Source organism: Bacillus sp. FSL M7-1345, from assembly GCF_038006985.1.
GTDB classification, from domain to species: domain Bacteria; phylum Bacillota; class Bacilli; order Bacillales; family Bacillaceae_G; genus Bacillus_A; species Bacillus_A cereus_U.
Genome location: NZ_JBBOWG010000001.1, coordinates 1,469,264 through 1,491,341, shown reverse-complemented (window position 1 = coordinate 1,491,341; position 22,078 = coordinate 1,469,264). Strand labels below are relative to the sequence as shown.

Below are 22,078 nucleotides of genomic sequence, written 5' to 3'. Positions count from 1 at the left end.
TAGAAAAAAAGCTTGGCAAGTGCCAAGCTTTTCCCTACAACATTTTTTCGCTTAAAGTACTTTTCCTTCTACCGGAAGCACTTTCTTCACTGCTTCTATCACTTTTTCATCTTCATTATCTGATAAGAATAATGATATAGCACCTTTATCTTCACTTGTACGAATTAAACGTCCAATTCCTTGGCGAAGACGTAAAATCATATAAGGCACATCTACGTCCCAGAATGGATCATTCACATGTTTACGCTTCGCTTCAAACACAGGATCGTTTGGAGGGAATGGTAATGACCAAATAATAACGTGTGACAATGATGAACCAGGAATATCTAAACCTTCCCATAAATGCACAGCACAAAGTACAGTCTCTTCTTCATTTTGGAAACGAGAAACGAGCTGACTAATTTCTTGATCTCCTTCATATAGGAACGGAACTGACATTTGCTCTTTACTTACATACTCTTTGAACGCTGCAAGTTCTTGCATTGTACGGAATAATACAAGCGTACGTCCATTTGTTTTCTGGATATTTTCAAGTGTATATTGACACTTTCTTTCCCATTCATTTTCTTTCGTATGCGATAGTAAGTTTACTGCCATTTGCTCTTCATAATCAAACGGTGAGGCAACTGAGAATGATAAATAATCTTTTACCCCTAGACTATTTGCTGTAAATGCGAACGAATCGTTATCCGATAATGTTGCAGATGAGAAAATGTACGGAATTTTCTTCGAGAATACTTTTTCTTGTAACACTTCTTCAACTGCACGTGGCATAATAACTAACGTGAAAGCACCATCACTTTCTTCACCCCACGTAATTACATTTTTCTCGTGCATGAAAAGACGAAGTGAATGCTCTAACACATCTAAATGCTCATCAACAATATTTAAATCGTATGTGTTTACTGTATGCATTTCACTTTCAAATACTAATGCGTCACCAACTTCACCGATTTTCGCATAAAGTCTTTTCGCTTCTGCAGTTACCTTTTCTGTCACAGTAATTTCTAAACGATCAGAACCTTCAATTTCCTTTTTATTCTCTTGTAGTACCCCAAAGAATTCTTCAGTTTGCCAAATTGTTTCTTCTACTAAATGTGCGAACTCTTCACGAATATCGTTTTGTAATAATCTCGTTAAAAGTTGCTCCATCATCGTTTGTTTTAAACGGTACGTTAAAGCTTTTTGAGCTGCATACTCTACAAGATGTCCTTCATCGAATACAACGCAGCTACTTTCTGGTAATAACGGAATTTGCCCTTCACGTTTACGTGCATCATATGTCCAAATATGATCCATATAGAAGTCTTGAGAACAAATAATTAAATCTGCAGCTTTACGATAATGTTCACGAGAAAGTGTTTGACCACAACGATGACGAGAATCACAAGTGAAGCAATCTTGGAAGTAATCCCAGTTTACCTTTGACCATTCCTCGTCATTTAACAGTGGAAATTCTTTTCGATCACCATAGTGAGTAAAGTTCTGCATCGTACCATGATCGAATACGAACTGAGGTAATTCGTAATATACATCTTCAATTACTTCTGGAGCTCGTCCACTCATAACATCTTCAAGTTTACGCAAACATAAATAATTATCCATTGATTTCGCAAGTCTAACATCAACAGATAGCCCTAATGCTTCAGATAACTTAGCAATGTCTCCTTCTTCTTTCACAAGCTGCTCAATTAACGTTTCATCTGCACAAGCGATAATAGCTGGCTTCCCTGTATAACGTGCATAACAAATTGCATATAGAAGATATACAATTGTTTTCCCTGTTCCTACACCTGCTTCTGCAAACATAACTTTCTTCTCTTGGAAAGCGCGTTCTAACTGAAACGCCATAAAAATCTGTTCATCACGCTCTTCAAAGCCTTTTTCCGGAAGAATGTCGTAAAACACATCTCCAATCCACTCATTCAACTTATCATAAAAATTATCTTGTTTCCCTACTTCAAATGGTAACCTATTCTCAGTAAACATCCTTAGCCTCCAACCAAACAGTTTTTCTATAAAAAGATATAGCAACTGCTACTCACATGTGTGCAGCCACTTTCCCCTGTTGCAATACATAGAAATACACGAAAAAAAATTTTCCTTTCGAAAAAGGAAAATTTTTTTCTATATTAATGACTTTAAATACCGTTTATCAATCGCTGTTTCATGTGAAAGAGCTGACAAATATTCTTCCTGCGCTTTTTGTATTTCATCTACAATCGCACCTTGACTATCCACTTCTTTTCCGAGCTCATCATACGTACGGTGAATAGCTTTTTGAATCATTGATAATTGGAAACTATCCATATCACTTCCTCCTTTACGCATTACATAATAGCCAGTATATGCGCGCTGGAGGAGTTTTATACTATGAATTACGCGGTGGACGTTTTCCGAAGTATTGATAGTAATCTGTACGGATAAATCCGTTAAACAGTTTACGCTTTTTCGATGCATCTTTTCCGTAACACTTCTCAAACGCTTCATAACTTGTTAATAAATACATTGACCACGTATCTAATGGGCGGAATACCTCTCCCGTTTCTTTATATAATTTTTCAACAAGCGCTCTTTCACTTAAACGTTCTCCGTATGGAGGATTCGTTACAACATAGCCATATTCCTCTTTTGTCGTGAAATCTTTTACTTGCATTTGTTTAAATGATATAAGATCCCCTAATCCAACTTCATCTGCGTTATCTTGGGCAACTCTTATCATACGGTGATCGATATCTGATCCAATGATTTGCAATGGTTGATTATAATTTGCTAAATCTTCAGCTTCTTGACGAGCTTCACGCCAATTTTGTTTACCAACCCAGCCCCATTCATCCGATGCAAAGCCTCGGTTAAATCCTGGTGCGATATTTTGTCCAATTAATGCAGCTTCAATTGGAATTGTACCAGATCCACAGAAAGGATCAACGAAAGGACGATCCGGCTTCCAGTTTGTTAACTTAATTAAAGACGCAGCTAATGTTTCTTTTAAAGGCGCTTCACCTTGCTCAAGACGGTATCCACGTTTATGAAGACCTACACCACTCGCATCGATTGTTAACGTTGCAATATCTTTCAACATTGCAATTTCAATACGGAATAACGGACCATCTTCTTCAAACCATGTTGTGCGTCTATACGTTGTTTTTAATTTCTCAACAACAGCCTTTTTAACAATACGTTGGCAGTCTGAAACGCTAAATAATGTTGATTTCAAAGATTTCCCAATAACAGGGAATTCACCGTTCTCTGGAATATAATCTCCCCAGTTTAACGCTTTTGTTTTTTCAAATAACTCATCGAATGTTGTTGCTTTAAATTCGCCGACTTTAATTTTCACACGGTCTGCAGTACGTAACCATAAATTCGTACGACAAATCGCTTTTTCATCCGCTTCAAACGTTACCTTTCCGTTTTCCACTTCACATTCATAACCAAGATCGCGAACTTCTCGGGCAACTAACGCTTCAATACCCATTGCCGCTGTTGCAATTAAAGTAACTTTTCCCATTTTCATTCACCTCTTATGTATAATCAAACAATAATTAATAACATGTTGTCCTATTAATTATCACATATTACGAAGAATATTCTCACTTACCATTTTAACTCACAACTTATAACTTCATACAAATAAAAAGCCCTCCTCTAACAAAGGAGAGCTGAGTTATTTCATAGTTGGTTCATAACGTTCTGTAAGCCATGTTCTGTTCCTTTGTACTGCAAACGGCCCACGCCTCGTACTCCGGTGGTAATCATCTATCTACAGGTTACGAAAACCTGTCCTTTTCCGTCGTTCATTTCCTTGGAAAAGATTCCCCTACCATTATTTGGGTTTCTCGCTCGTGGGGTTTACCTCGTTCCACTCCTATCATTTCTTCAAGGACTTCGTCACTGTGGCACTTTAAAGGTAGTCAAACCATATCCGAAAGGACTTAGGTTTTTTCCCTGCCGTTAAACCAGCCTCACAGCCAGAATACCCTAGCTTATGACTTGGCTAGGCACGAACACTACAACCATCTCAGGCTGTGCGAGCATGGACTTTCCTCTACAACGTTGGCGTTGCAGCGATTACCCAAACGTTATGACAAACATTAGTATAGTGGAAACAAAAAGATTTTGCAATGTTTTTTTCTATGTAAAATACTTTAACCTTTTTGTTACCTTAATTTATTCGTATAACTTACTTCCAAATACAGCTTTTTCTAAATTAGATAGACGTTTTAAAATATCCGTATTCGTATTGTTATATACTGGTTGTGCAACTGGTGTTTGTACCGGTTGTTGCGGAACTTGTGTTGCCGCTACTTTCTGCTCTTCTAATTCACGTTTCAAACGAGCATTTTGTTGTTTTAATTGATCAAATTCCTTATGAAACGCTTCATAATCTTTAATAATCGTATCAAGAAACTTGTCTACTTCTTCTTGTTGATAACCTCTCATACCTGTTTTAAATTCTTTTTCTAAAATATCTTTCGCTGTTAATTTAATTTTATCCGAAATCATTTTCTTCACCTCAAATTTTTGCCAAAGCTTTCATTAACTAAATTTTTTCAGAAACAATGCCTTTTGTCAATCAAATATACGAGTACTATATTACATATTACTCTGCATTATTCCACTGTTCCTCTTCCATTATATCTTGTAAATCAGAAAAAAGAATGAAATAACTGTGATAATTTTCTATTTCTCCTTTTTTCTTAGCTGCTTCTACAATATATTTAGGGCTCCCAGACTTTTCTTCATCATATACAGCTAAAAGTGCATCGCTTTTTCCAATAAAAAATTGATTCTTTAATTTAAATTGCTCTGGGCTTTCGTACTTCCGTTTCGTAATACTATCAATGTGATCTGCTTGCGAAAGAATAAATTCGTAATATTCACGGTTATCTTCCTTCCAATTTTCTTCTTGTTCTAAAAAAGGAGTAAATACCGCTAATTTTAAATCTGGATATTCTACTTGAATTTCAAAAACAACTTCAGCGGCCCATAGCTCTACTCCTAACTGACCGCTTATAATAACCCATTCCAAACCATCTTCTACAAAAGCAGTTAATTTACGACGCAGCGCCTTTTTTATACATTCTACTCCTGGATGATCATTTTTAAATATTCCAAGTTCAAATGGCTTATATCCTGTTACAGCAACAACTTTCATATCAACACTCCAATTACAAAAAAAGAACTAGCATTTTGCTAGTTCTAACATATCATTTACTTTTTAAACATTCCACCAACGTTTGGTCCGATATTTGGTCCAAATGGTGATACATTCGGTCCTGGTCCAAATGGTGACACATTCGGTCCTGGTCCAAATGGTGATATTTGATGCCCATGGTGATGATGACCATGACCACATGGTCCACATCCTCCGCCAAATCCACCGCCAAATCCACCAACAGATCCACCGCCAAATCCACCAACAGATCCACCGCCAAATCCACCAACAGATCCTGGATCACCAGGGTCTACAACATTTACGTTCGAGTTTGTTTGTGGGAAGAAGTTTTGATTTTTAATTTGTTGATGATGTACATGTGTTGTATGCGTTGGGAAAATGTGTGGCACCACCGTTGTTGAAAAAGAATGTGTTACGCACTGTTTTGCCGGATGAATGACAGGAGCAGTTGTACAAATAGGTCCTACAGGCTTATGCCCTCCAAAGCAAGGATGACAATGATGCATAGTTTTTTCTCTCCTCTCTCATTAAAAAAATCTGACTACACTTTACAATATGAGCGAGGGGGTAAAGCCGCTTGTTATATATACCCATTTATTTCATGGAAATTTGTCTAGTATCCAATTTCATACGTAATACCTATTATAGACAACCCCCTACTATTATTTACCAAAAAAGCCCCCGACTTGCTTAACAATCCCTGTTACTTGATTCATCGCGTTCATCATTTGTCCAGCTGTGTTCATCATTTTATTTACATCGTAGTTACCATCTGATGATTTAAATTGTGAAACAAAACTAGAAAACTGACTTGGTTGCTGTTGCTGTTGCTTTTGTTTATTCATCGTTGGATATGGTTGTTTTGGTGGATAAAACATAGCTTGTTGATTTACATATTGAGATGGGGACATGTAGTTTTGTGAATTCATATACGCTTCCTGTGGTTGATTCGTATACATTTGCTGTGGCTGACTCATATGCGCTTGTTGTGGTTGATTCGTATACATTTGCTGTGGCTGACTCATATGCGCTTGTTGTGGTTGATTCATATATGCTTGCTGCGATTGATTCATATGTGCTTGCTGTAATTGATTCATATGCGCTTGCTGTGGTTGATTCATATGTGCTTGCTGTGATTGATTCATATGCGCTTGCTGTGATTGATTCATATGCGCTTGCTGTGGTTGATTCATATGCACTTGCTGTGGTTGATTCATATGCGCTTGCTGCTGATTCCCAAACGACACTTCAAATGGTTGATAATAATTTTGGTTTCCATAATGAGGCTCGAAAGGATACATATTATATCGTAAATATGTATCCTCATTATATTGGTACATATTTTGCTGTGCATATGGATTTGTTTGCTGATATACATTAGGTTGTTGAAACATGCATTCTCTCCTCCTTCGCATAAGTTTCTACATATAGAATATGTACCTATAAAATAAAATGTGTGACGGAGTATCTGTCTGTTTTTGTCGGAAGTTTAAATTTTTAAAAAAATTAGAAAGTAAACCCTTCCATGCTATGATAATAAGGAAGAAGATTCTCATTGGGGAGGAATCAACATGGTATTAGGGGATTTAAAACAAGCGTTTTCTCAAAAAAAGGGGTATTACACAGAAAATTCGAATGAACTGTTAGACTTTGCGAGACATTGTTATCTTGAAGGAAAAGTATGCATATCAGATTACCGAACATTAATACGAGAATTAGAAATAAACGGTGCAACAAAACCTACAACAGTGACAGAGGCATAAAAAAACAAGAGGGTTTTCCCTCTTGTTACTTACATTGATCTACGATATTTTGCAAAGTATACGAAATAGCTTGATGAGTTTCAAAGAAACGTTTACCTTTTCCCTTATTAACAAAACATTGTAGCACATTAGTTTGTAAATTATCATACACTTGATCAATTTGTTGTACATGTATATACTTAGGTCGTTCTTCCTTTATCCACCTATAAGCTAATTCTTTCCACATCTCTAACTCCGCATCTACAATATCAACAAATGGCTTCATATCCTTATAAAAATCATATTCAGCCATTTCTCTTTTTTTCACATTCGCTTCATCATTATACTGCATTAACTTCTCCGAGGACTGGATTAATGCTTCATATCCCATTTTGTTCCCACCTTATTATGCACTCACTACGACGTTTTGAAATGTTTTTACCCAGCTCCCTTTTTCTTCGTGATGCACTAATTTATTTTCCATATGTTCTATATGCATTTCTGTTATTTCTATCTTATTGCATATTTTTTCACCTTTACCCTTTAATGCATGATTCATTCTAATCCCAATATTCATTTCCAGCAAATCGAGAGAACTTAACATTTGATCCATTTTTTTCATAACATCTTCCTTCTGAACCATCGCCATATTTAAAACGCCCCCTTCTTTGCCTTTCCTTTGTCATGTAATTTCGCCGATTGATTGATTACTCCTTCTCACATGACAAAACTAGTTGATATTCGTCAAAGAAATCATTTAGTATGCCATTTTTAGAAATGGTAACAATACAAAAAGGAGGTGTATTACGATGGCAAAAAATAAAAACGAAAAAAAGAAACAGCAAAACAAACAACAAAACAAACCTGAGACTGGTAATCCAAAGCTTGATGGTCCAAATTTCCCCGCTACATAAAATGAAACTTTAATCAGCGGGGGTTTTGTTCATCCCCACTGATTATCAGCCCGCACCAATCGGGCGTTTACGGGCAGCCCGACTCCCACCTAACTTCTCCAGCTGAATTTTGAGGTGGGAGTTTTACTGCCCGCAAATAGCGGGATAAAATGACACTTTAATCAAAGTGGCTTTTACAAACAGCTATTTTCTAGTCTAACTTTACCTCTTCGCTTTCGATAAGTGTTGAAGCTAAAGTCGTACTGCAAGCAAATAGCGGATTAGAAAGTAATTTGTTGTAGAGCATATTACTTTTAATAAAGAAGCCCCGCCTTCATTTAGGAAGGCGGGACTTCTTTATTATATCATGAACTCATCTATTCTTTTAACAAAACTACTTAATATAGAAAGAGTATGTATTTGCTCCCTCTTCTTTCTATACCATTCTGTTATATTAATTTCCCCCTTAGGTTTTTCAAGTAAAAATAAAGAATCTATTTCCAATCCTTCACTAAACCAATCTTTTTCTATTAATTTTTCATGAATGACAATAGAATACACATCCCTAAGAGCGGGCGTACCTGATTTTCTAATCCCCCTTATATTACATTCATAATCCATCCTTGATCCTGTATGCCTAGTTTGCACTGCAAATTTATAAAAAGAAGCCTTATACTTTGAATGAAATAATAACCAAGCTAATTGCTTCCCCAGTTCTATACGTTTTTGCAACGTTTCAAATTGATAAACTGAAAATCCATACATTCCCCCTTCCACCATTGGAAAAATAACTGCACTAACGTGAAATATTTCTTGAAATTTGAATAGTGCAGTATCAAATACATGTTTTTGAAAATATGCATTCTCAATTACTGGTTTTTGAATTTTATTTTGTTCATTAATAATAAGTGCCGTCATAAGCCTATTTATATCTTTTTTCCCCCAAAACGCGATCCATTCTTTTTCCATAAAAATTGATATGTTGAAAAATTGTAACAAATGAAAGAGCGGCGCACATCTCTTTTTACTTTCCTCATACAGTAATAGTTGAGGAAATGCATCTAAGAAAATGAGCCAATTGGCTTTCTCATACAAATGAAATAATCGTCTCTTAACTGTTTGAGATAACAGATTAGAATAATATTCTCCTTCTAAGTCTGTCATATTCCATCCCCCATTCCTTGAAACCATGCTTGCTAAAAAAGACCATCTAATTTCTCTATTTCTCAAATAATATTCTTGGTAAGATTGTGTACGTGAAATATTATCTACGTTAGCTACATCCGTTCTCTCCTTAATATTAAGAACTATAGCTTTTTCCTCTTCTGTACAAAAAATATCATTACGGCTCTGTTTAATTTTTTCGTAATCATTCCATCGAAACATGAGTAAGTCACCATACCTTTCTTGAAAAAGGTCACATCTTTTTTCATTTTTTGATATAATCACCTTTGTAAGTAAATCTTATCAAGTTGGGAGTGGACAAAATATGACCATTCGTTACCCAAATGGAAAAAGGTACGATCAAGCTTCACAACCCCATAAAACACCAATAAAAAAACATACTTACAGTAATAGAGGTATGTCCCTTGAAGAGGAATTGAATGAAACCAATCAATATTACTTAACCCATAATATTGCATGCGTACATAAAAAACCTACACCTCTTCAAATTGTAAAAGTAGATTACCCCGCTCGAAGTGCTGCAGTGGTAAAAGAAGCGTATTTCAAACAACCTTCTACAACAGATTACAACGGTGTATACAAAGGGAAATACATCGATTTTGAAGCGAAAGAAACTAAAAATAAAACCAGTTTTCCACTTCAAAACTTCCACCTTCATCAAATTGAACATATGAAGCAAGTAGTCGCTCATAATGGAATTGCATTTGTTATTATTAAATTTACACTTTTTGATGAATTTTATTTATTAGATGCAAAACATATTATTGCATTTTGGAATCGTCAAAATACTGGTGGACGTAAATCGATTACAAAACAAGAAATAGAAGAGCATGGGTCTTTATTATCATGCGGTTATCACCCTCGAATTGATTATATCCGCGTACTAGACACGGTTTATTTTTCGTGATAGAGTCATCACTAAGGCTCTTTTTTCGACTTTTGGGGGAGAGAATGAAAGGTAGGAGAAAGTATAATGTCAGATAATTATCGTTCTCGTACAGAACGAAATCATGTAAAAAATCAAACGAAGGAAACAAATAAAGAAGAAAAACCAAAGAAAAAAGGTTCCTTTTTCAAAAGATTTCTTATAGGTTGTCTACTTCTTGGTATCGTCGGTCTCGTAGCTGGCGTTTCAGCTTTCTTTGTTATGGTAAAGGACGCTCCGAAATTAGACAAATCAAAACTTGTCAATCCTTTATCAACAAAATTCCTTGATAAAAACGGGAATTTCTTCTATGAATACGGTGCTGAAAAACGAACCCACGTTACTTACGATCAAATTCCCAAAGTAATTGAAAGTGCATTCCTTGCGACTGAGGATGCTCGCTTCTATGAGCATGATGGAATTGATTTTAGACGTACTGGAATGGCAATTATGGAAAATGTCACTGGTGGCTTTGGCTCACAAGGTGGTAGTACGATTACACAGCAAGTAGTTAAAAACTATTTTCTAACGATGGACAAAACTGCAAAGAGAAAAGTGCAGGAATGGTACTTATCTTATAAGTTAGAGCAACAGTACTCAAAACATGAAATTTTAGAAATGTACTTAAATAAGATTAACTTAGGTAATCGCTCTTATGGTATTTCAACAGCTGCAAAAAAATATTACGGCAAAGATTTAAAAGACATACAACTACACGAAGCTGCAATGCTCGCTGGTTTACCCCAAGGTCCTAACATTTATGATCCAACAAAACCAGATAACGTTGATAGAGCAACGAAACGTCGTAATATCGTATTAACATTAATGAACCGACACGGGTATATAACGAAACAAGAAATGAATGATGCAATGCAAATCCCTGTAACACAAGGACTTCTTCCATCTTCAGAAGTAACTGAAATGAAATACCAAGCATTTTTAGATGCAGTTGTAAAAGAAGTTGAAAAAGAAATTCCTGATATAAATATCGGTTCGGACGGTTTAACGATCCAAACGACTCTTGATCTGGATGCTCAAGACTATGCTGATAAAATAATGGATGGGAATCTCATCAAGTATCCAAACGATCAATTCCAAGGATCATTCGTATTTATGGATACTCAGTCTGGAGAAGTTCGAGCAATCGGCGCTGGTCGTAAAGAAAGTAAATCTACTTTCAAAGGTCATAATATGGCAATCGATTTAAAACGCCAAGTAGGTTCAACTATGAAGCCAATTTTCGACTATGGTCCAGCAATAGAAAACCTACAATGGTCTACGTATCATCAACTGAACGATTCAGAGTATACGTACTCTAATGGTAAAAAAATACGAAATGCAACAAATAGTTATAAAGGTGACGTTTCACTTCGTGAAGCATTGAAGAAATCGTTAAATATTCCAGCTTTAAAAACAGCCCAAGCAGTTGGTCTCGATAAGTCCAAAGAATTTGCTGAAGGTTTAGGAATGACATTTAAAGATGGAAAGGTATATGAATCTACTGCAATCGGTAGTAACGATAGTTCTCCATTAGAATTAGCAGGTGCCTATGCAACATTTGGTAATGACGGTGTTTATAATAAACCTCATTTCGTAAAAGAAGTTATCTTCCCGGATGGGAAAAAGAAAAACTTTAAACCGAAAGAAAAGCGTGCAATGCATGACTATACGGCCTATATGATTACTGATGTCCTTCGTGACGTAGTAAAACCTGGTTCTGGTGGTACAGGTCCAACAGCATACGTTCCAGGAATAGACGTGGCAGGTAAAACAGGAACACAAAACTTTGATGAATCTGTTATTAAAAAATATGGTATTCCAGCAGATGCAAACAGAGATAGTTGGTTCGCAGGATATACGCCTCAATATACAATGGCTGTATGGACTGGTTATGAAAAAGATAGTGCAGAAAATTACATTGGAGATCGTTCTACTAGAATTGCTCAGCAAATGTTCCAAGTAATGATGAGCAAATTCGCTACAGATAAATCTCGTTTCGAACGCCCTTCTTCTGTACAAGAATTAAATGAAGAATTGTACGTAAAAGGTGCGAAAAAAGATGCAGTTAAACAAATTAAAGTAGATCCACCTAGTGGCCTTAATGTCGCTTTCGATGGCGCTAGCACAGTGACACTGAACTGGTCTGGACCATCATCAAATGTTGATGCATACGCAGCAAGCTATAAAGCTACTGACGGTTCTAGTGGTAGCTTATCAGTAAGCGGTACGACAGCTACTCTTGGTGGTATTAAACCAGGTGTTACTTACAGTTTCTCTGTAGTAGCGAAAAAGGGTACTGGAACAAGTCCTGCAGTTGGTGCATCCTTCACTGCGCCTGGCGGAACTCCAGATGCGAAAAAAGCTGACGAAGAAGCTAAGAAAAAAGCTGACGAAGAAGCCCTGAAAAAGACCAATGAAGATAAACTAAAACAAGAAGAAGCTAAGAAAAAAGCTGACGAAGATCAGCGCAAACAACAAGAACAGCAACAACAACAACAACAAGAACAACAACAGCAGCAACAACTAGAACAACAACGTAAACAGCAAGAAGAAGCTCAAAAGAAAGCTGCTGACGAAGAAGCTAAGAAGAAGGCTGACGAAGAAGCCCAGAAAAAGGCCAATGAAGATAAGCTAAAACAAGAAGAAGCTAAGAGAAAAGCTGAAGAAGAAGCTAGAAAAAAAGCTGAAGAAGAACAGCAACAACAGAATACCGGAGGAGATACACCTCACGCAGACGGAAATGTTGTTACAACAGAGTCTTAATAAACAAAAAAAGAAGTCGGTTTCTCTTAACGAGAAACCGACTTCTTTTTTGTTATCATTTTCTTTACATATAGCTTTTCTATTTCGATATACAACTGTGCTAACTGAATATATGAATGGTAATTACTCGGTTTCTTTATAATAAATGAATATCGCTCCATAAAATTAACAGGTTGTACTTCCAATTTATTCGTATTTACTTGCATCTCATTCAAACTATGAACAGGCTGCTCATTTAACCAATATATAACCGATAGAAAGTGAGCTGCAACAAGAATCATCGGACCCTCAGCTTCTTGTTTTTTTCTGTTCCGAAATAGTGTAGCAATTTCTTCATGCTTGCTTTTCCATATATTTAACACTGCTGGAATACTTGTTTCAATTTCATTCCATGGCTCATATTGTCTTTCAATATCAAATATAAAGTAAGTATTTTGTATTATTTCTTCAAAAGATTGGTCTGTGCGATACGTAATCGAATTTGCACTCTCTTTAAAAAATGGTACGCACCGAAACTCTTTCGGTATTTCTATAACTCGCTCCACCCTTTATTTCCCCTTCATTCGTTTCTTTCCTTCGCGACATATTTCTAGTAATCGGCACTCTTCACATTGTGGTCGCTGCGCCTTACAGTAATAACGTCCGAAGAAAATCATACGGTGGTGTGTAACTCCCCACTCATCCATTGGAATTTTCTTCATCAATGTCTTTTCCACTTCTAACACAGAATCTTTCCATCTACAAATTGCTAACCGTTTACTCACTCTCTCTACATGCGTATCAACAGCAATCGCTGGAATCCCAAACGCTACCGAAACAACTACATTCGCTGTCTTTCTCCCTACTCCTGGTAACTTCGTCAGCTCGTCACGGTCTTCTGGAACTTTCCCGTTATAATCATCTAGCAACATCTGGCACAATTTTTGAATGTTTTTCGCCTTATTTCTAAACAATCCAATGGAACGTATATCTTGTTGTAATTCTTCTAAAGACACACTTAAATAATCTTCTGGTGTTTTATATTTTTGGAATAAGTTTTTCGTCACTTTATTCACAAGTGCATCTGTACATTGCGCAGATAATGCCACTGCGATTACAAGTTCAAATGGATTATCATGAATTAATTCACAATGCGCTTCTGGATACATATCCGCCATTGTATCTAAACAATAGCGAATTTGCGTTTTATTCAACATGTCTTTCCTCCTACATTACTGCTCCAACCAATTGTAAAAAGGCACTTTCCCAGTAAATTTTGTTTCTTGTTTTGTTGTTTGTTGTGTACGTTGCTGATTCACTCTAAATTTTTGGCCTTGATTTTGCGCTTGCTCTACCGTTTTAATTCCGTTCTTTTTCCACTCAAATAAAATACGATCAATATACCGGAAATTAAGTTTACCACTCATAACAGCTTCTCTGAGAGCAGCTTGAATTAAATTCGGATGATGTTGATCTTGATCTTCCCACATTCCTAATGTTTCACATTCAAACGGTGAGAGCGGTCTTCCAAATTCTTTTTCAAATACTGTATATAAATTTACTTGAAGTTTCTTTTTTTCTTGCTGTTCTTCCTCTATTGATTCATCCATTAAAAAATGCAATATTTTTTCCCAAAGTGGTTGTAAAGAATAACTTTCACACATCATCGCTTCTGATCTTTGTCCACCTTCTAGCGCTAAAAAACCTTTTTGGATTAATGTCTGAATCACTTCCATACATTTCATTTCTGTTATCGTCATCCGCTCTGAAATCTCTGAAGGAGTCGGGAACGAATTACCTGATTCTAAAAATGTGTGTACATGAAGTACCACCATAAATTCCGTTTCATTTAAGCCTAGCTTTTTATAATGCATCATAAGCAATTTAGGAATTGCTATGCTTCCCTGTTCAAACCATTGTAACATCATTTTCTTTTTCATCACCAAACACCTCGTTCTCTAGTATAACACACCTTCAGCCATTTCTTTTTGCCACAATTCGTCAAAAAAACCTCCCTATATATAGGGAGGTTACTTGCCATTTACTACAAAAGACAGAAGATTACGCCTGTACTTTGCTTTTCATGAACGTATGAATTCGTTCTAATGCTTTCTCTACTTGCTCAAGAGATGTCGCATACGATAATCGAACGTTATTTGGTGCACCAAATCCTGTACCAGGAACAAGAGCTACTTTTTCCTCTTCTAATAATGCTTTTGCCCACTCATCAACTGTATCATACCCAGCTAACGCTACGGCTTCTTTTACATTTGGGAATAAGTAAAAAGCACCTTGTGGTTTGATACAAGTGAAACCAGGGATTTGAATTAATTTATCATAAATAATGTTCAATCTTTCTTCAAACGCTTGACGCATTGTTTCTACAGGTTCTTGTGAGCCTGCATACGCAGCAATTGCACCGTATTGAGCAATTGAAGTAGGGTTTGACGTACTATGACTCGCTAAGTTCGTCATCGCTTTAATAAGCTGCTTATTTCCTGCTGCATATCCAATGCGCCATCCTGTCATAGAATGTGATTTAGATACACCATTAATAATAAGTGTTTGTTCTTTTAATGCATTAGAAAGCTGGGCAATTGAAGTATATTCTGCAGCACCATAAATTAATTTTTCATAAATTTCATCTGAAACGATTAAGATATTATGTTCTAAACACACTTCTCCAAGCTGTTGTAATTCTTCTTTGCTGTAAATCATTCCTGTTGGATTGCTCGGTGAATTAATAATAACTGCTTTCGTTTTCTCTGTAATTGCCCCACGCAGCTGCTTTGCTGTAATTTTGTACTCATTACCTTCTAGACCTTCTACATAAACTGGGTTACCACCAGCGAGTTTTACTTGTTCAGGATAACTTACCCAGTAAGGAGTTGGGATGATAACTTCATCTCCTTCATCAAGTAACACTTGGAATAATGTATATAATGCATGCTTGGCACCATTACATACAATAATTTCAGATGGATCATACGCAATTCCTTGATCGCGAGTAAATTTCTTCACAATTTCTTGTTTTAACGCTTGTAATCCACCTGTTGGTGTATACTTCGTATGTCCTTCTAACATCGCTTTATGCGCGGCATCCATAATATGTTCTGGTGTATTAAAGTCAGGTTCCCCTGCCCCTAACGCAATTACATCATGACCTTCTGCTTTTAATGCTTGTGCCTTTGCTGTAATTTCTAAAGTTGAAGACGGTGTTAAAGCAGCTACTCGCTTTGCTAATTTCATTTGTAGTTCCCCCTACATCTATTTTTCAATGCTGTAGTGTCCAGCATATGCACCATTTTGAACTTCTAGATAATAATACGTATAACGATCTTCCTGATCAATATATGTAATTTCCCACAACGGAATATCGTTTTCAGCACCTAATTTTACTTTTACAATTTGTTTTGGCTTTGGCTTAGGTTCAGCACCTTCTCCAGTCGCCTGTTCAGCCAATTTTTGCAAAGCTTCTTTTTCAGAAATACCTTCACTCTTTTTCTTCACAAGGACATTTCCTTTTTTATCAGGCACCCAAACAATAATTTGTTCTCCTTTTTCATCTGCACCTTGCACGACTGTATATGAAGATTTTCCGTTATAATAATCAACAGCATTTACCTTTGTAAGCTTTGCCTTTTCTTTCGCAATTTCTACAGACTTTGACTCTTTTGGAATTTTCTTTTCCATCGCTTTATTATAAACATACGCCCCATATATTCCGCTAGCAACGATAACGATAATGATTGCAAAGATCCACTTTTTCATTGTATCACTACGTTCTGTAAATCGTAAATACAGCTATTTCTTTATCTTTTTCGTCTAATGCTAATCCGAACATGAGGTCCTGCTCTTTTAACGTACGATTCAAGCTATCAACAATTTTATACAAGTCAGACGAATATTTAATACGCGTCGTTGATAGGACTTCGATTTTCTTATCCATGAAAAAACTCCTCCGTTACACAAAAATTTCTAATTATAGAAGAACGCAATGCGGTTACAATAAGAGTACATTCTTTACAACCCCTGCTTCATCACCCATCTATTATAGCAGGACATGTACAGCAAAAAAAGGTTTCAAATCGAAAAGCAATATATTTTGTATACAAGAAGTAAGAAAAATAAAATTCCTCCTACCCACATTTTTTACGCCTGAAGTTTAAGTGTACTTCAGGCGTATTTTTCTTCCAATTTTATTTATTTGGTCGTTCCTTTAATTGCTCTAACAATTCTTCTAAAGGTCCTTCATAGAGCGGGACGGTTGGGATTGATTGTAAAAAACGTTTTCCATAGGAAGAACTTGTCAAACGGCGATCTAGTACAAATACCGTTCCCGTATCTGTATTTGTTCTAATAAGACGACCAAATCCTTGTTTGAAACGTAATATCGCTTGCGGGAGCGCTAACTTAACGAATACGTCTTCTCCTTGATTTTTTAGCCACTCTCCTTTTGCTTCCATCATCGGCTGATTAGGAGGCGTAAAGGGCAGACGGACAATGACAAGGCAACTCAGAGCATCTCCAGGTATATCTATCCCTTCCCAAAAACTACTTGTTCCTAACAAAATCGATTTGTCGAACTCTTGAAATTTACGAATGAGGCGACTTCGGCTCTTATTATTCACACTTTGTGTTAATAATAAATATCCTTCTAATGAATCATCACTTTTCAAATTCGTATACGCTTCTTTCAACATTTCATACGAAGTAAATAAAACAAGCATTCTACCTTTTGTAGCTTTCGCTATTTTCGCAATATGTGCCGATACAGATTCAATATATTCCTCATTACTTGCTTGCTTAATAAAAGGCACATCAGTTGAAACCATTAATTTCATTTGTTCTTCAAAACGAAATGGTGATGGAACCTTTAATGTATTGGGCGCAAAATCATGCAAACCTAGCTCCTCTTTTATATAGTCGAATGAATCACTAACTGTTAACGTTGCTGATGTGAAAATAACACTCTTTTTTTCTGTTAAAAATTCATCAGCAAATCTTTCACTAATATGAACAGGCTGCGCATATAAAACTGTTGAATGAATCGTTCCCTTCGTTTCAGTCTCCATCCATGTCACGTATGAATTTTTTTCTAAAATGAGTAATTGTAAAGATTGTACCATCTTTCTCAACAACTCAATTAAGTGCATAAATTCACCTGTAACAACATGCATCTCCCATTCTAATTTACTTTGCAATATATCAACTTGCTTCTCAAGTGTAGTCACTAATTTTCTTACATCATATACAAAACGATTTGTTAACTCGGTAATGCTATCCCATAACTTACCTGTCTCTACTTCCGTGTTATATCGATAAATGAGCGGCATATTGCTCATCCCTTGTTCCTGCTTTGTTTGTTTAAATATGAAAGCACGTAACATTTGGAATAGTTCATCTGCATCAAATTTAAGTTCCTTCAAACTATGACTCACCATACGGAAAGTCGAACGAGAAGCTTGCTCTGATTTTTTCATCATTTTATATACTTTGGAAAGCACATCATCTGTTTCTAGCGTACCAAGACGAGATAAAGCTAATTGAAAATACATACATGAGAACTGTTCACCGAATGTTCTACTCGCCGCTTCCTCGATATGATGAGCTTCATCAAAAATAATATGTTCACATGAAGCAAACAGTGGTTCTTCACTTGAAAAATCTTGAAATAATAACGCATGATTTGTAATAACAATATCTGCAAACAATGCTTTATTCTTCGCTCGTTGATAAAAACAACGACTAAACCAGTTACTTTGCATCCCGCCCGGACTATATGCATCACTACAAATACGGTTCCAAAGTAACTTTCCGCCCTCAGGAATATTTAATTCATCACGATCGCCGGTTTCCGTTTGCAATAACCACACTAAAATTTTTGCCTTTGTGAGCGCCATATCATAATTTTTTTCTTCCTCTTGCAAAGCATATTCAAATTTATGTAGACAAAGATAATGCTTTCTTCCTTTCAGAAGAGCTACTTCAAATGAAAATGGCATTATTTTCTGTAATAACGGAATTTCTTTTTCTAGTATTTGTTGTTGCAATTGTACAGTTTGTGTACTTATAATGACAGGTTCTTCTTTTTTCTTTGCGAAATAAATACTTGGAAGTAAATACGCAAGCGTCTTCCCCGTACCTGTTCCTGCTTCAATCAGTGAAAACCTAGAATCTCTTAGCGCTGTATATATTTCCTTCATCATAATTTGTTGGCTTTCTCTTTTTTCAAACTTTGGCATATTCAATTCAAGTTTATCCATTGCCTTATGTAAGAAAGCATCAAATTTAGATGCGCATGTTTCACTGAGGCCTAAAGAATAATTCCGCTTTCGAATCGCAATATTTCGATACACTTCATACTCCTCTGCCCTTTCTTTACCATGCATCATTTTCTTTAAAATATTTTCAGAAAGTACATCCGCTATATCACTTTGGAAAACATCACTTAATTCATAAAGCGATTGTAATGTGACAAGTGGTAACTTTTCAATTTCACTTAAAAATTGTAAAAACAACTCCGCTGTTGCAAGAGCATCACTATCCGCACGATGTGGTTGATCGTGCTCTAGCTCATGCTGCTTAGCTAAATCACGTAATTTATAACTATCAGCTGTCGGCAAAAGAATTTGCGCCAATTCAACTGTATCAATTTTAGGACAATGTACTTCTGTATATCCAGCCTGCCTTAATTCTTCATTTAAAAAATTCCAATCAAAGTGAACGTTATGTGCAACAAAAGCCGCACCTTGTAATAGCTCAACAATCATCGGGGCTACATCTCGAAATAACGGGGCTTGCTTTACAAGATCTTCATCAATCCCAGTTAATTCTGTAATAAATAGGGGAATCTCTCTCTTCGGATTAATAAAAGATGAAAAAATCTCTAATATCTCTCCATCTTCCACTACAACAGCTGCAATTTGGGTAATTTTATCCTTCCCATCCTTCCAGGAGTTCCCTGTCGTCTCTAAATCAACAACGACATAACGCTTACTCATATATGTAACACCTCAATTTCTTACCTATCAAACACAAAAATTATATAATGTTACTATACCACGTTTTACCTCATCTTAATGAAAAGATGCACAAAAAAGCTATCTCCTTAATTAGAGATAGCCTTCCTACTTATAATATCGTGCCAGCTTTTTCAGCACCTAACATTTCAATAATTTGATTATCATCGTCTAATACTGCAATTTTCGGCTCTTGTTTATGAATATTTTCTTCTGCCACTAAACCATAGCAAATAATAATAATTTTATCACCCGGTTGTACAAGTCTTGCAGCTGCACCATTTAAACACACAACACCGCTACCGCGCTCTCCTTTAATAACATATGTCTCTAAGCGAGCTCCATTGTTGTTATTTACAATTTGTACTTTTTCATTTTCTACAATATTTACCGCATCCATTAAATCTTCATCAATTGTAATACTACCTACATAATTTAAATTTGCTTCTGTTACAGTTGCGCGATGTAACTTCGCTCTCATCATTGTGCGAAACATAGATGCTCCCCCTTATTTCCCCATTAATGTTATATTGTCAATTAATCGTACATGTTCAAACTTAACTGCAATCGCTAAAATGATTCTTCCTTCAATTTTATCTATTGCTTTTAATGAAGGATATGCATATAAATCAGCATAATCTACAGTGCCTTTCGTATACTTCTCAATATGCTCTTTCACAAGATTCATAATGATTTCTGGATTACGTTCGCCTGCCTCAATTCGTTCTTTCGCTATACATAGACTGCGGTATAAATGAGGAGCCTCTTCGCGTTCTTCTAGTGATAAATACACATTACGAGAACTTTTCGCTAATCCATCTTCTTCCCTTACAATATCAACTGGTACGATCGTAACGGGAATATTAAAATCAGTTACGAATCCTTCAATTACAGCTACTTGCTGTGCATCTTTCATACCGAAATAAGCACGCGTTGGCAATGTAATATTAAATAGTTTCATTAGTACAGTCGCAACACCAGCGAAATGACCAGGTCTTTGTTTACCACATAATACGTCGGTACGCTTCACAACTTCTACTGTTGTCGTTTGTTCTGCTGGATACATCTCTTCTACACTCGGATAAAATAAATAATCAATACCATTTTCTTTTGCTACATTTTCATCTCTATCAATATCACGTGGGTATCGATCTAAATCTTCATTTGGTCCAAATTGTAGTGGATTTACAAATACACTTAACACTACAATTTCATTTTCTTCCCTTGCCTTACGTAGTAACGTAGCATGGCCTTCGTGTAAATACCCCATCGTTGGAACAAAACCGATACTTTTTCCACTTGTACGAAGGTCGTTTGTAATTTGCTGCATCTCTTGCACTGTAGTTATGATTTTCATTATTGTTTTCCTCCGTATAACGCTAAGCACTCTTCCTCTTTCATTGTGAATGAATGTTTTTCTTCAGGAAATTGCCCTGTCTTTACTTCAGTAACGTATTGCGAAATCCCTCGCACAATCTCCTCTTGAACAGACGTATATTGCTTCACAAATTTCGGAACACGATTTACGCCGTACGAGATAAGATCATGATATACAAGAACTTGCCCATCTACTTTTTGTCCTGCTCCAATTCCGATTATCGGAATTGTTAACTGCTCTGAAATAAGTTCTGCTAATTGCATTGGCACACACTCTAACACAAGTGCTATCGCACCAGCTTCCTCACATTTCTTTGCATCTTCTATTAATTTTTTTGCACTTTCAGCATCTTTCCCTTGTACTTTATACCCACCTAGCACTCCTACAGATTGAGGAGTTAAACCTAAATGCGCCACAACGGGAATTCCCGCATTCGTTAAGTAGTAAATAGTTGATATAACTTCTCCAGCACCTTCTACCTTTAATGCATGTGCCCCGCTCTCTTGAACAATGCGACGTGCATTAACCATCGTATCTTGCAATGAGACATGATAAGACATAAATGGCATATCAGTTACAATAAACGTCTCTTTCGCTCCGCGGCGTACAGCTTTCGTATGATGAATCATATCCTCTACAGTTACTGGAACTGTTGAATCATACCCAAGTACAACCATTCCTAGAGAATCACCCACTAAAATCATATCGACTTTAGCTTCTTCTGCTAATTTAGCAGATGGATAATCATACGCCGTTAGCATTGTAATCGGCTCACCTTGCTCTTTCATTTTCAAAAAATCTGTTTTTGTTTTCAAAAACTACTCCTCCTTTATGCAGGAGAGAGGAGATGGCCGAAATCATATAAAAAAACCCCTCTGGCCATAAAAGGGCAGAAGGGTTGTGTGTTAGTCGGCATTATTCATCCCTCTGTCCCAGTCCGTTATTGGATCAAGGCAGAATCCAAATTATTATTTTTTCATACTGCGTGAAATAATGGTGCAGTTCGCTTTGA

The 22,078-nt window shown here is 36.3% G+C and carries 24 protein-coding genes and 1 other RNA gene; 4 read left to right on the top strand and 21 right to left on the bottom strand.

What is annotated here, in order from left to right; genetic code table 11:
• Positions 1-51 precede the first annotated feature (51 nt).
• From MHB76_RS07805 to MHB76_RS07770, 8 genes are all read right to left on the bottom strand, one after another.
• Complete coding sequence (locus MHB76_RS07805; RefSeq protein ID WP_078173004.1) at positions 52-1,989, bottom strand: ATP-dependent DNA helicase; 1,938 nt, start codon at positions 1,987-1,989, stop codon at positions 52-54.
• 138 nt (positions 1,990-2,127) lie between these two features.
• Complete coding sequence (locus MHB76_RS07800; protein WP_000376895.1) at positions 2,128-2,310, bottom strand: DUF3921 domain-containing protein; 183 nt, start codon at positions 2,308-2,310, stop codon at positions 2,128-2,130.
• 61 nt (positions 2,311-2,371) lie between these two features.
• Positions 2,372-3,511: a THUMP domain-containing class I SAM-dependent RNA methyltransferase gene (locus MHB76_RS07795; protein WP_002149278.1), complete on the bottom strand. Its 1,140-nt coding sequence runs from the start codon at positions 3,509-3,511 to the stop codon at positions 2,372-2,374.
• Between the two features lie 180 nt (positions 3,512-3,691).
• Positions 3,692-4,083: RNase P RNA component class B (rnpB, locus tag MHB76_RS07790), an RNA gene on the bottom strand.
• Positions 4,084-4,170: 87 nt separating this feature from the next.
• On the bottom strand, positions 4,171-4,506 hold the full coding sequence (gpsB, locus tag MHB76_RS07785) for a cell division regulator GpsB (protein ID WP_002149280.1): 336 nt from the start codon (positions 4,504-4,506) through the stop codon (positions 4,171-4,173).
• Positions 4,507-4,603: 97 nt separating this feature from the next.
• The gene (locus tag MHB76_RS07780) at positions 4,604-5,158 is read right to left on the bottom strand and encodes a DUF1273 domain-containing protein (RefSeq protein ID WP_078173003.1); all 555 of its coding nucleotides are present in this window, start codon (positions 5,156-5,158) and stop codon (positions 4,604-4,606) included.
• Between the two features lie 56 nt (positions 5,159-5,214).
• Positions 5,215-5,685 carry a CotD family spore coat protein gene (locus MHB76_RS07775; protein WP_078173002.1) on the bottom strand — a complete coding sequence of 157 codons (471 nt, stop codon included), beginning with the start codon at positions 5,683-5,685 and terminating at the stop codon, positions 5,215-5,217.
• Between the two features lie 156 nt (positions 5,686-5,841).
• Complete coding sequence (locus tag MHB76_RS07770) at positions 5,842-6,573, bottom strand: YppG family protein (protein ID WP_078173001.1); 732 nt, start codon at positions 6,571-6,573, stop codon at positions 5,842-5,844.
• Positions 6,574-6,750: 177 nt separating this feature from the next.
• Here MHB76_RS07770 and MHB76_RS07765 point away from each other — a divergent pair, with 177 nt between their 5' ends.
• A complete protein-coding gene (locus MHB76_RS07765) occupies positions 6,751-6,942 on the top strand; it encodes a YppF family protein (protein WP_002030817.1) in 192 nt (63 codons plus the stop codon).
• A gap of 25 nt (positions 6,943-6,967) precedes the next feature.
• On the opposite strand, the gene MHB76_RS07760 is transcribed toward MHB76_RS07765, so the two are convergent.
• Both MHB76_RS07760 and MHB76_RS07755 read right to left on the bottom strand, forming a co-directional pair.
• A complete protein-coding gene (locus tag MHB76_RS07760) occupies positions 6,968-7,312 on the bottom strand; it encodes a YppE family protein (protein ID WP_002158556.1) in 345 nt (114 codons plus the stop codon).
• 15 nt (positions 7,313-7,327) lie between these two features.
• The gene (locus MHB76_RS07755) at positions 7,328-7,570 is read right to left on the bottom strand and encodes a hypothetical protein (protein ID WP_002158558.1); all 243 of its coding nucleotides are present in this window, start codon (positions 7,568-7,570) and stop codon (positions 7,328-7,330) included.
• A gap of 118 nt (positions 7,571-7,688) precedes the next feature.
• Between MHB76_RS07755 and MHB76_RS07750 the strand changes: the two genes are divergently transcribed.
• Positions 7,689-7,835: a phage portal protein gene (locus MHB76_RS07750; RefSeq protein ID WP_306292139.1), complete on the top strand. Its 147-nt coding sequence runs from the start codon at positions 7,689-7,691 to the stop codon at positions 7,833-7,835.
• Between the two features lie 339 nt (positions 7,836-8,174).
• Here MHB76_RS07750 and MHB76_RS07745 read toward each other — a convergent pair whose 3' ends face one another.
• Positions 8,175-9,200 carry a DUF2515 domain-containing protein gene (locus MHB76_RS07745; RefSeq protein WP_002158560.1) on the bottom strand — a complete coding sequence of 342 codons (1,026 nt, stop codon included), beginning with the start codon at positions 9,198-9,200 and terminating at the stop codon, positions 8,175-8,177.
• A 103-nt stretch (positions 9,201-9,303) separates the two neighbouring features.
• On the opposite strand from MHB76_RS07745, the gene recU reads away from it, so the two are divergent.
• Positions 9,304-9,906: a Holliday junction resolvase RecU gene (gene recU / locus MHB76_RS07740; protein WP_000155584.1), complete on the top strand. Its 603-nt coding sequence runs from the start codon at positions 9,304-9,306 to the stop codon at positions 9,904-9,906.
• A gap of 66 nt (positions 9,907-9,972) precedes the next feature.
• Positions 9,973-12,687 (top strand): PBP1A family penicillin-binding protein, encoded by a 2,715-nt coding sequence (locus MHB76_RS07735; protein ID WP_340986130.1) that lies wholly within the window; start codon positions 9,973-9,975, stop codon positions 12,685-12,687.
• A 26-nt stretch (positions 12,688-12,713) separates the two neighbouring features.
• Here MHB76_RS07735 and MHB76_RS07730 read toward each other — a convergent pair whose 3' ends face one another.
• The 10 genes from MHB76_RS07730 to panB form a co-directional block, all read right to left on the bottom strand.
• Positions 12,714-13,232 (bottom strand): YpoC family protein, encoded by a 519-nt coding sequence (locus tag MHB76_RS07730; protein WP_078172999.1) that lies wholly within the window; start codon positions 13,230-13,232, stop codon positions 12,714-12,716.
• A 3-nt stretch (positions 13,233-13,235) separates the two neighbouring features.
• Positions 13,236-13,883: an endonuclease III gene (nth, locus tag MHB76_RS07725; protein WP_002158563.1), complete on the bottom strand. Its 648-nt coding sequence runs from the start codon at positions 13,881-13,883 to the stop codon at positions 13,236-13,238.
• Between the two features lie 15 nt (positions 13,884-13,898).
• Positions 13,899-14,606, bottom strand: coding sequence for a DNA replication protein DnaD (gene dnaD / locus MHB76_RS07720; RefSeq protein WP_340986127.1), 708 nt, complete (start codon positions 14,604-14,606; stop codon positions 13,899-13,901).
• Positions 14,607-14,727: 121 nt separating this feature from the next.
• Positions 14,728-15,915 (bottom strand): aspartate transaminase AspB, encoded by a 1,188-nt coding sequence (gene aspB, locus MHB76_RS07715; RefSeq protein WP_002149304.1) that lies wholly within the window; start codon positions 15,913-15,915, stop codon positions 14,728-14,730.
• Between the two features lie 18 nt (positions 15,916-15,933).
• Positions 15,934-16,437 (bottom strand): cell wall elongation regulator TseB-like domain-containing protein, encoded by a 504-nt coding sequence (locus tag MHB76_RS07710; RefSeq protein ID WP_002158566.1) that lies wholly within the window; start codon positions 16,435-16,437, stop codon positions 15,934-15,936.
• A gap of 7 nt (positions 16,438-16,444) precedes the next feature.
• The gene (locus MHB76_RS07705) at positions 16,445-16,615 is read right to left on the bottom strand and encodes a YpmA family protein (protein WP_000358351.1); all 171 of its coding nucleotides are present in this window, start codon (positions 16,613-16,615) and stop codon (positions 16,445-16,447) included.
• Between the two features lie 250 nt (positions 16,616-16,865).
• Positions 16,866-19,670, bottom strand: coding sequence for an ATP-dependent DNA helicase DinG (dinG, locus tag MHB76_RS07700; RefSeq protein ID WP_002201121.1), 2,805 nt, complete (start codon positions 19,668-19,670; stop codon positions 16,866-16,868).
• A gap of 130 nt (positions 19,671-19,800) precedes the next feature.
• Positions 19,801-20,184 carry an aspartate 1-decarboxylase gene (gene panD / locus MHB76_RS07695; protein WP_002201122.1) on the bottom strand — a complete coding sequence of 128 codons (384 nt, stop codon included), beginning with the start codon at positions 20,182-20,184 and terminating at the stop codon, positions 19,801-19,803.
• A gap of 12 nt (positions 20,185-20,196) precedes the next feature.
• On the bottom strand, positions 20,197-21,045 hold the full coding sequence (gene panC / locus MHB76_RS07690; protein ID WP_002201123.1) for a pantoate--beta-alanine ligase: 849 nt from the start codon (positions 21,043-21,045) through the stop codon (positions 20,197-20,199).
• Positions 21,045-21,881: a 3-methyl-2-oxobutanoate hydroxymethyltransferase gene (gene panB / locus MHB76_RS07685; protein ID WP_078172997.1), complete on the bottom strand. Its 837-nt coding sequence runs from the start codon at positions 21,879-21,881 to the stop codon at positions 21,045-21,047. Before panB ends, panC begins: the two co-directional genes overlap by 1 nt.
• Positions 21,882-22,078 lie beyond the last annotated feature (197 nt).

What these genes read in the sequence shown, in the direction of transcription:
- MHB76_RS07805 (WP_078173004.1), bottom strand. Translation starts at nt 1,989, where the DNA reads ATGTTTACTGAGAATAGGTTACCATTTGAAGTAGGGAAACAAGATAAT.
- MHB76_RS07800 (WP_000376895.1), bottom strand. Translation starts at nt 2,310, where the DNA reads ATGGATAGTTTCCAATTATCAATGATTCAAAAAGCTATTCACCGTACG.
- MHB76_RS07795 (WP_002149278.1), bottom strand. Translation starts at nt 3,511, where the DNA reads ATGGGAAAAGTTACTTTAATTGCAACAGCGGCAATGGGTATTGAAGCG.
- gpsB (WP_002149280.1), bottom strand. Translation starts at nt 4,506, where the DNA reads ATGATTTCGGATAAAATTAAATTAACAGCGAAAGATATTTTAGAAAAA.
- MHB76_RS07780 (WP_078173003.1), bottom strand. Translation starts at nt 5,158, where the DNA reads ATGAAAGTTGTTGCTGTAACAGGATATAAGCCATTTGAACTTGGAATA.
- MHB76_RS07775 (WP_078173002.1), bottom strand. Translation starts at nt 5,685, where the DNA reads ATGCATCATTGTCATCCTTGCTTTGGAGGGCATAAGCCTGTAGGACCT.
- MHB76_RS07770 (WP_078173001.1), bottom strand. Translation starts at nt 6,573, where the DNA reads ATGTTTCAACAACCTAATGTATATCAGCAAACAAATCCATATGCACAG.
- MHB76_RS07765 (WP_002030817.1), top strand. Translation starts at nt 6,751, where the DNA reads ATGGTATTAGGGGATTTAAAACAAGCGTTTTCTCAAAAAAAGGGGTAT.
- MHB76_RS07760 (WP_002158556.1), bottom strand. Translation starts at nt 7,312, where the DNA reads ATGGGATATGAAGCATTAATCCAGTCCTCGGAGAAGTTAATGCAGTAT.
- MHB76_RS07755 (WP_002158558.1), bottom strand. Translation starts at nt 7,570, where the DNA reads ATGGCGATGGTTCAGAAGGAAGATGTTATGAAAAAAATGGATCAAATG.
- MHB76_RS07745 (WP_002158560.1), bottom strand. Translation starts at nt 9,200, where the DNA reads ATGTTTCGATGGAATGATTACGAAAAAATTAAACAGAGCCGTAATGAT.
- recU (WP_000155584.1), top strand. Translation starts at nt 9,304, where the DNA reads ATGACCATTCGTTACCCAAATGGAAAAAGGTACGATCAAGCTTCACAA.
- MHB76_RS07735 (WP_340986130.1), top strand. Translation starts at nt 9,973, where the DNA reads ATGTCAGATAATTATCGTTCTCGTACAGAACGAAATCATGTAAAAAAT.
- nth (WP_002158563.1), bottom strand. Translation starts at nt 13,883, where the DNA reads ATGTTGAATAAAACGCAAATTCGCTATTGTTTAGATACAATGGCGGAT.
- dnaD (WP_340986127.1), bottom strand. Translation starts at nt 14,606, where the DNA reads ATGAAAAAGAAAATGATGTTACAATGGTTTGAACAGGGAAGCATAGCA.
- aspB (WP_002149304.1), bottom strand. Translation starts at nt 15,915, where the DNA reads ATGAAATTAGCAAAGCGAGTAGCTGCTTTAACACCGTCTTCAACTTTA.
- MHB76_RS07710 (WP_002158566.1), bottom strand. Translation starts at nt 16,437, where the DNA reads ATGAAAAAGTGGATCTTTGCAATCATTATCGTTATCGTTGCTAGCGGA.
- MHB76_RS07705 (WP_000358351.1), bottom strand. Translation starts at nt 16,615, where the DNA reads ATGGATAAGAAAATCGAAGTCCTATCAACGACGCGTATTAAATATTCG.
- dinG (WP_002201121.1), bottom strand. Translation starts at nt 19,670, where the DNA reads ATGAGTAAGCGTTATGTCGTTGTTGATTTAGAGACGACAGGGAACTCC.
- panD (WP_002201122.1), bottom strand. Translation starts at nt 20,184, where the DNA reads ATGTTTCGCACAATGATGAGAGCGAAGTTACATCGCGCAACTGTAACA.
- panC (WP_002201123.1), bottom strand. Translation starts at nt 21,045, where the DNA reads ATGAAAATCATAACTACAGTGCAAGAGATGCAGCAAATTACAAACGAC.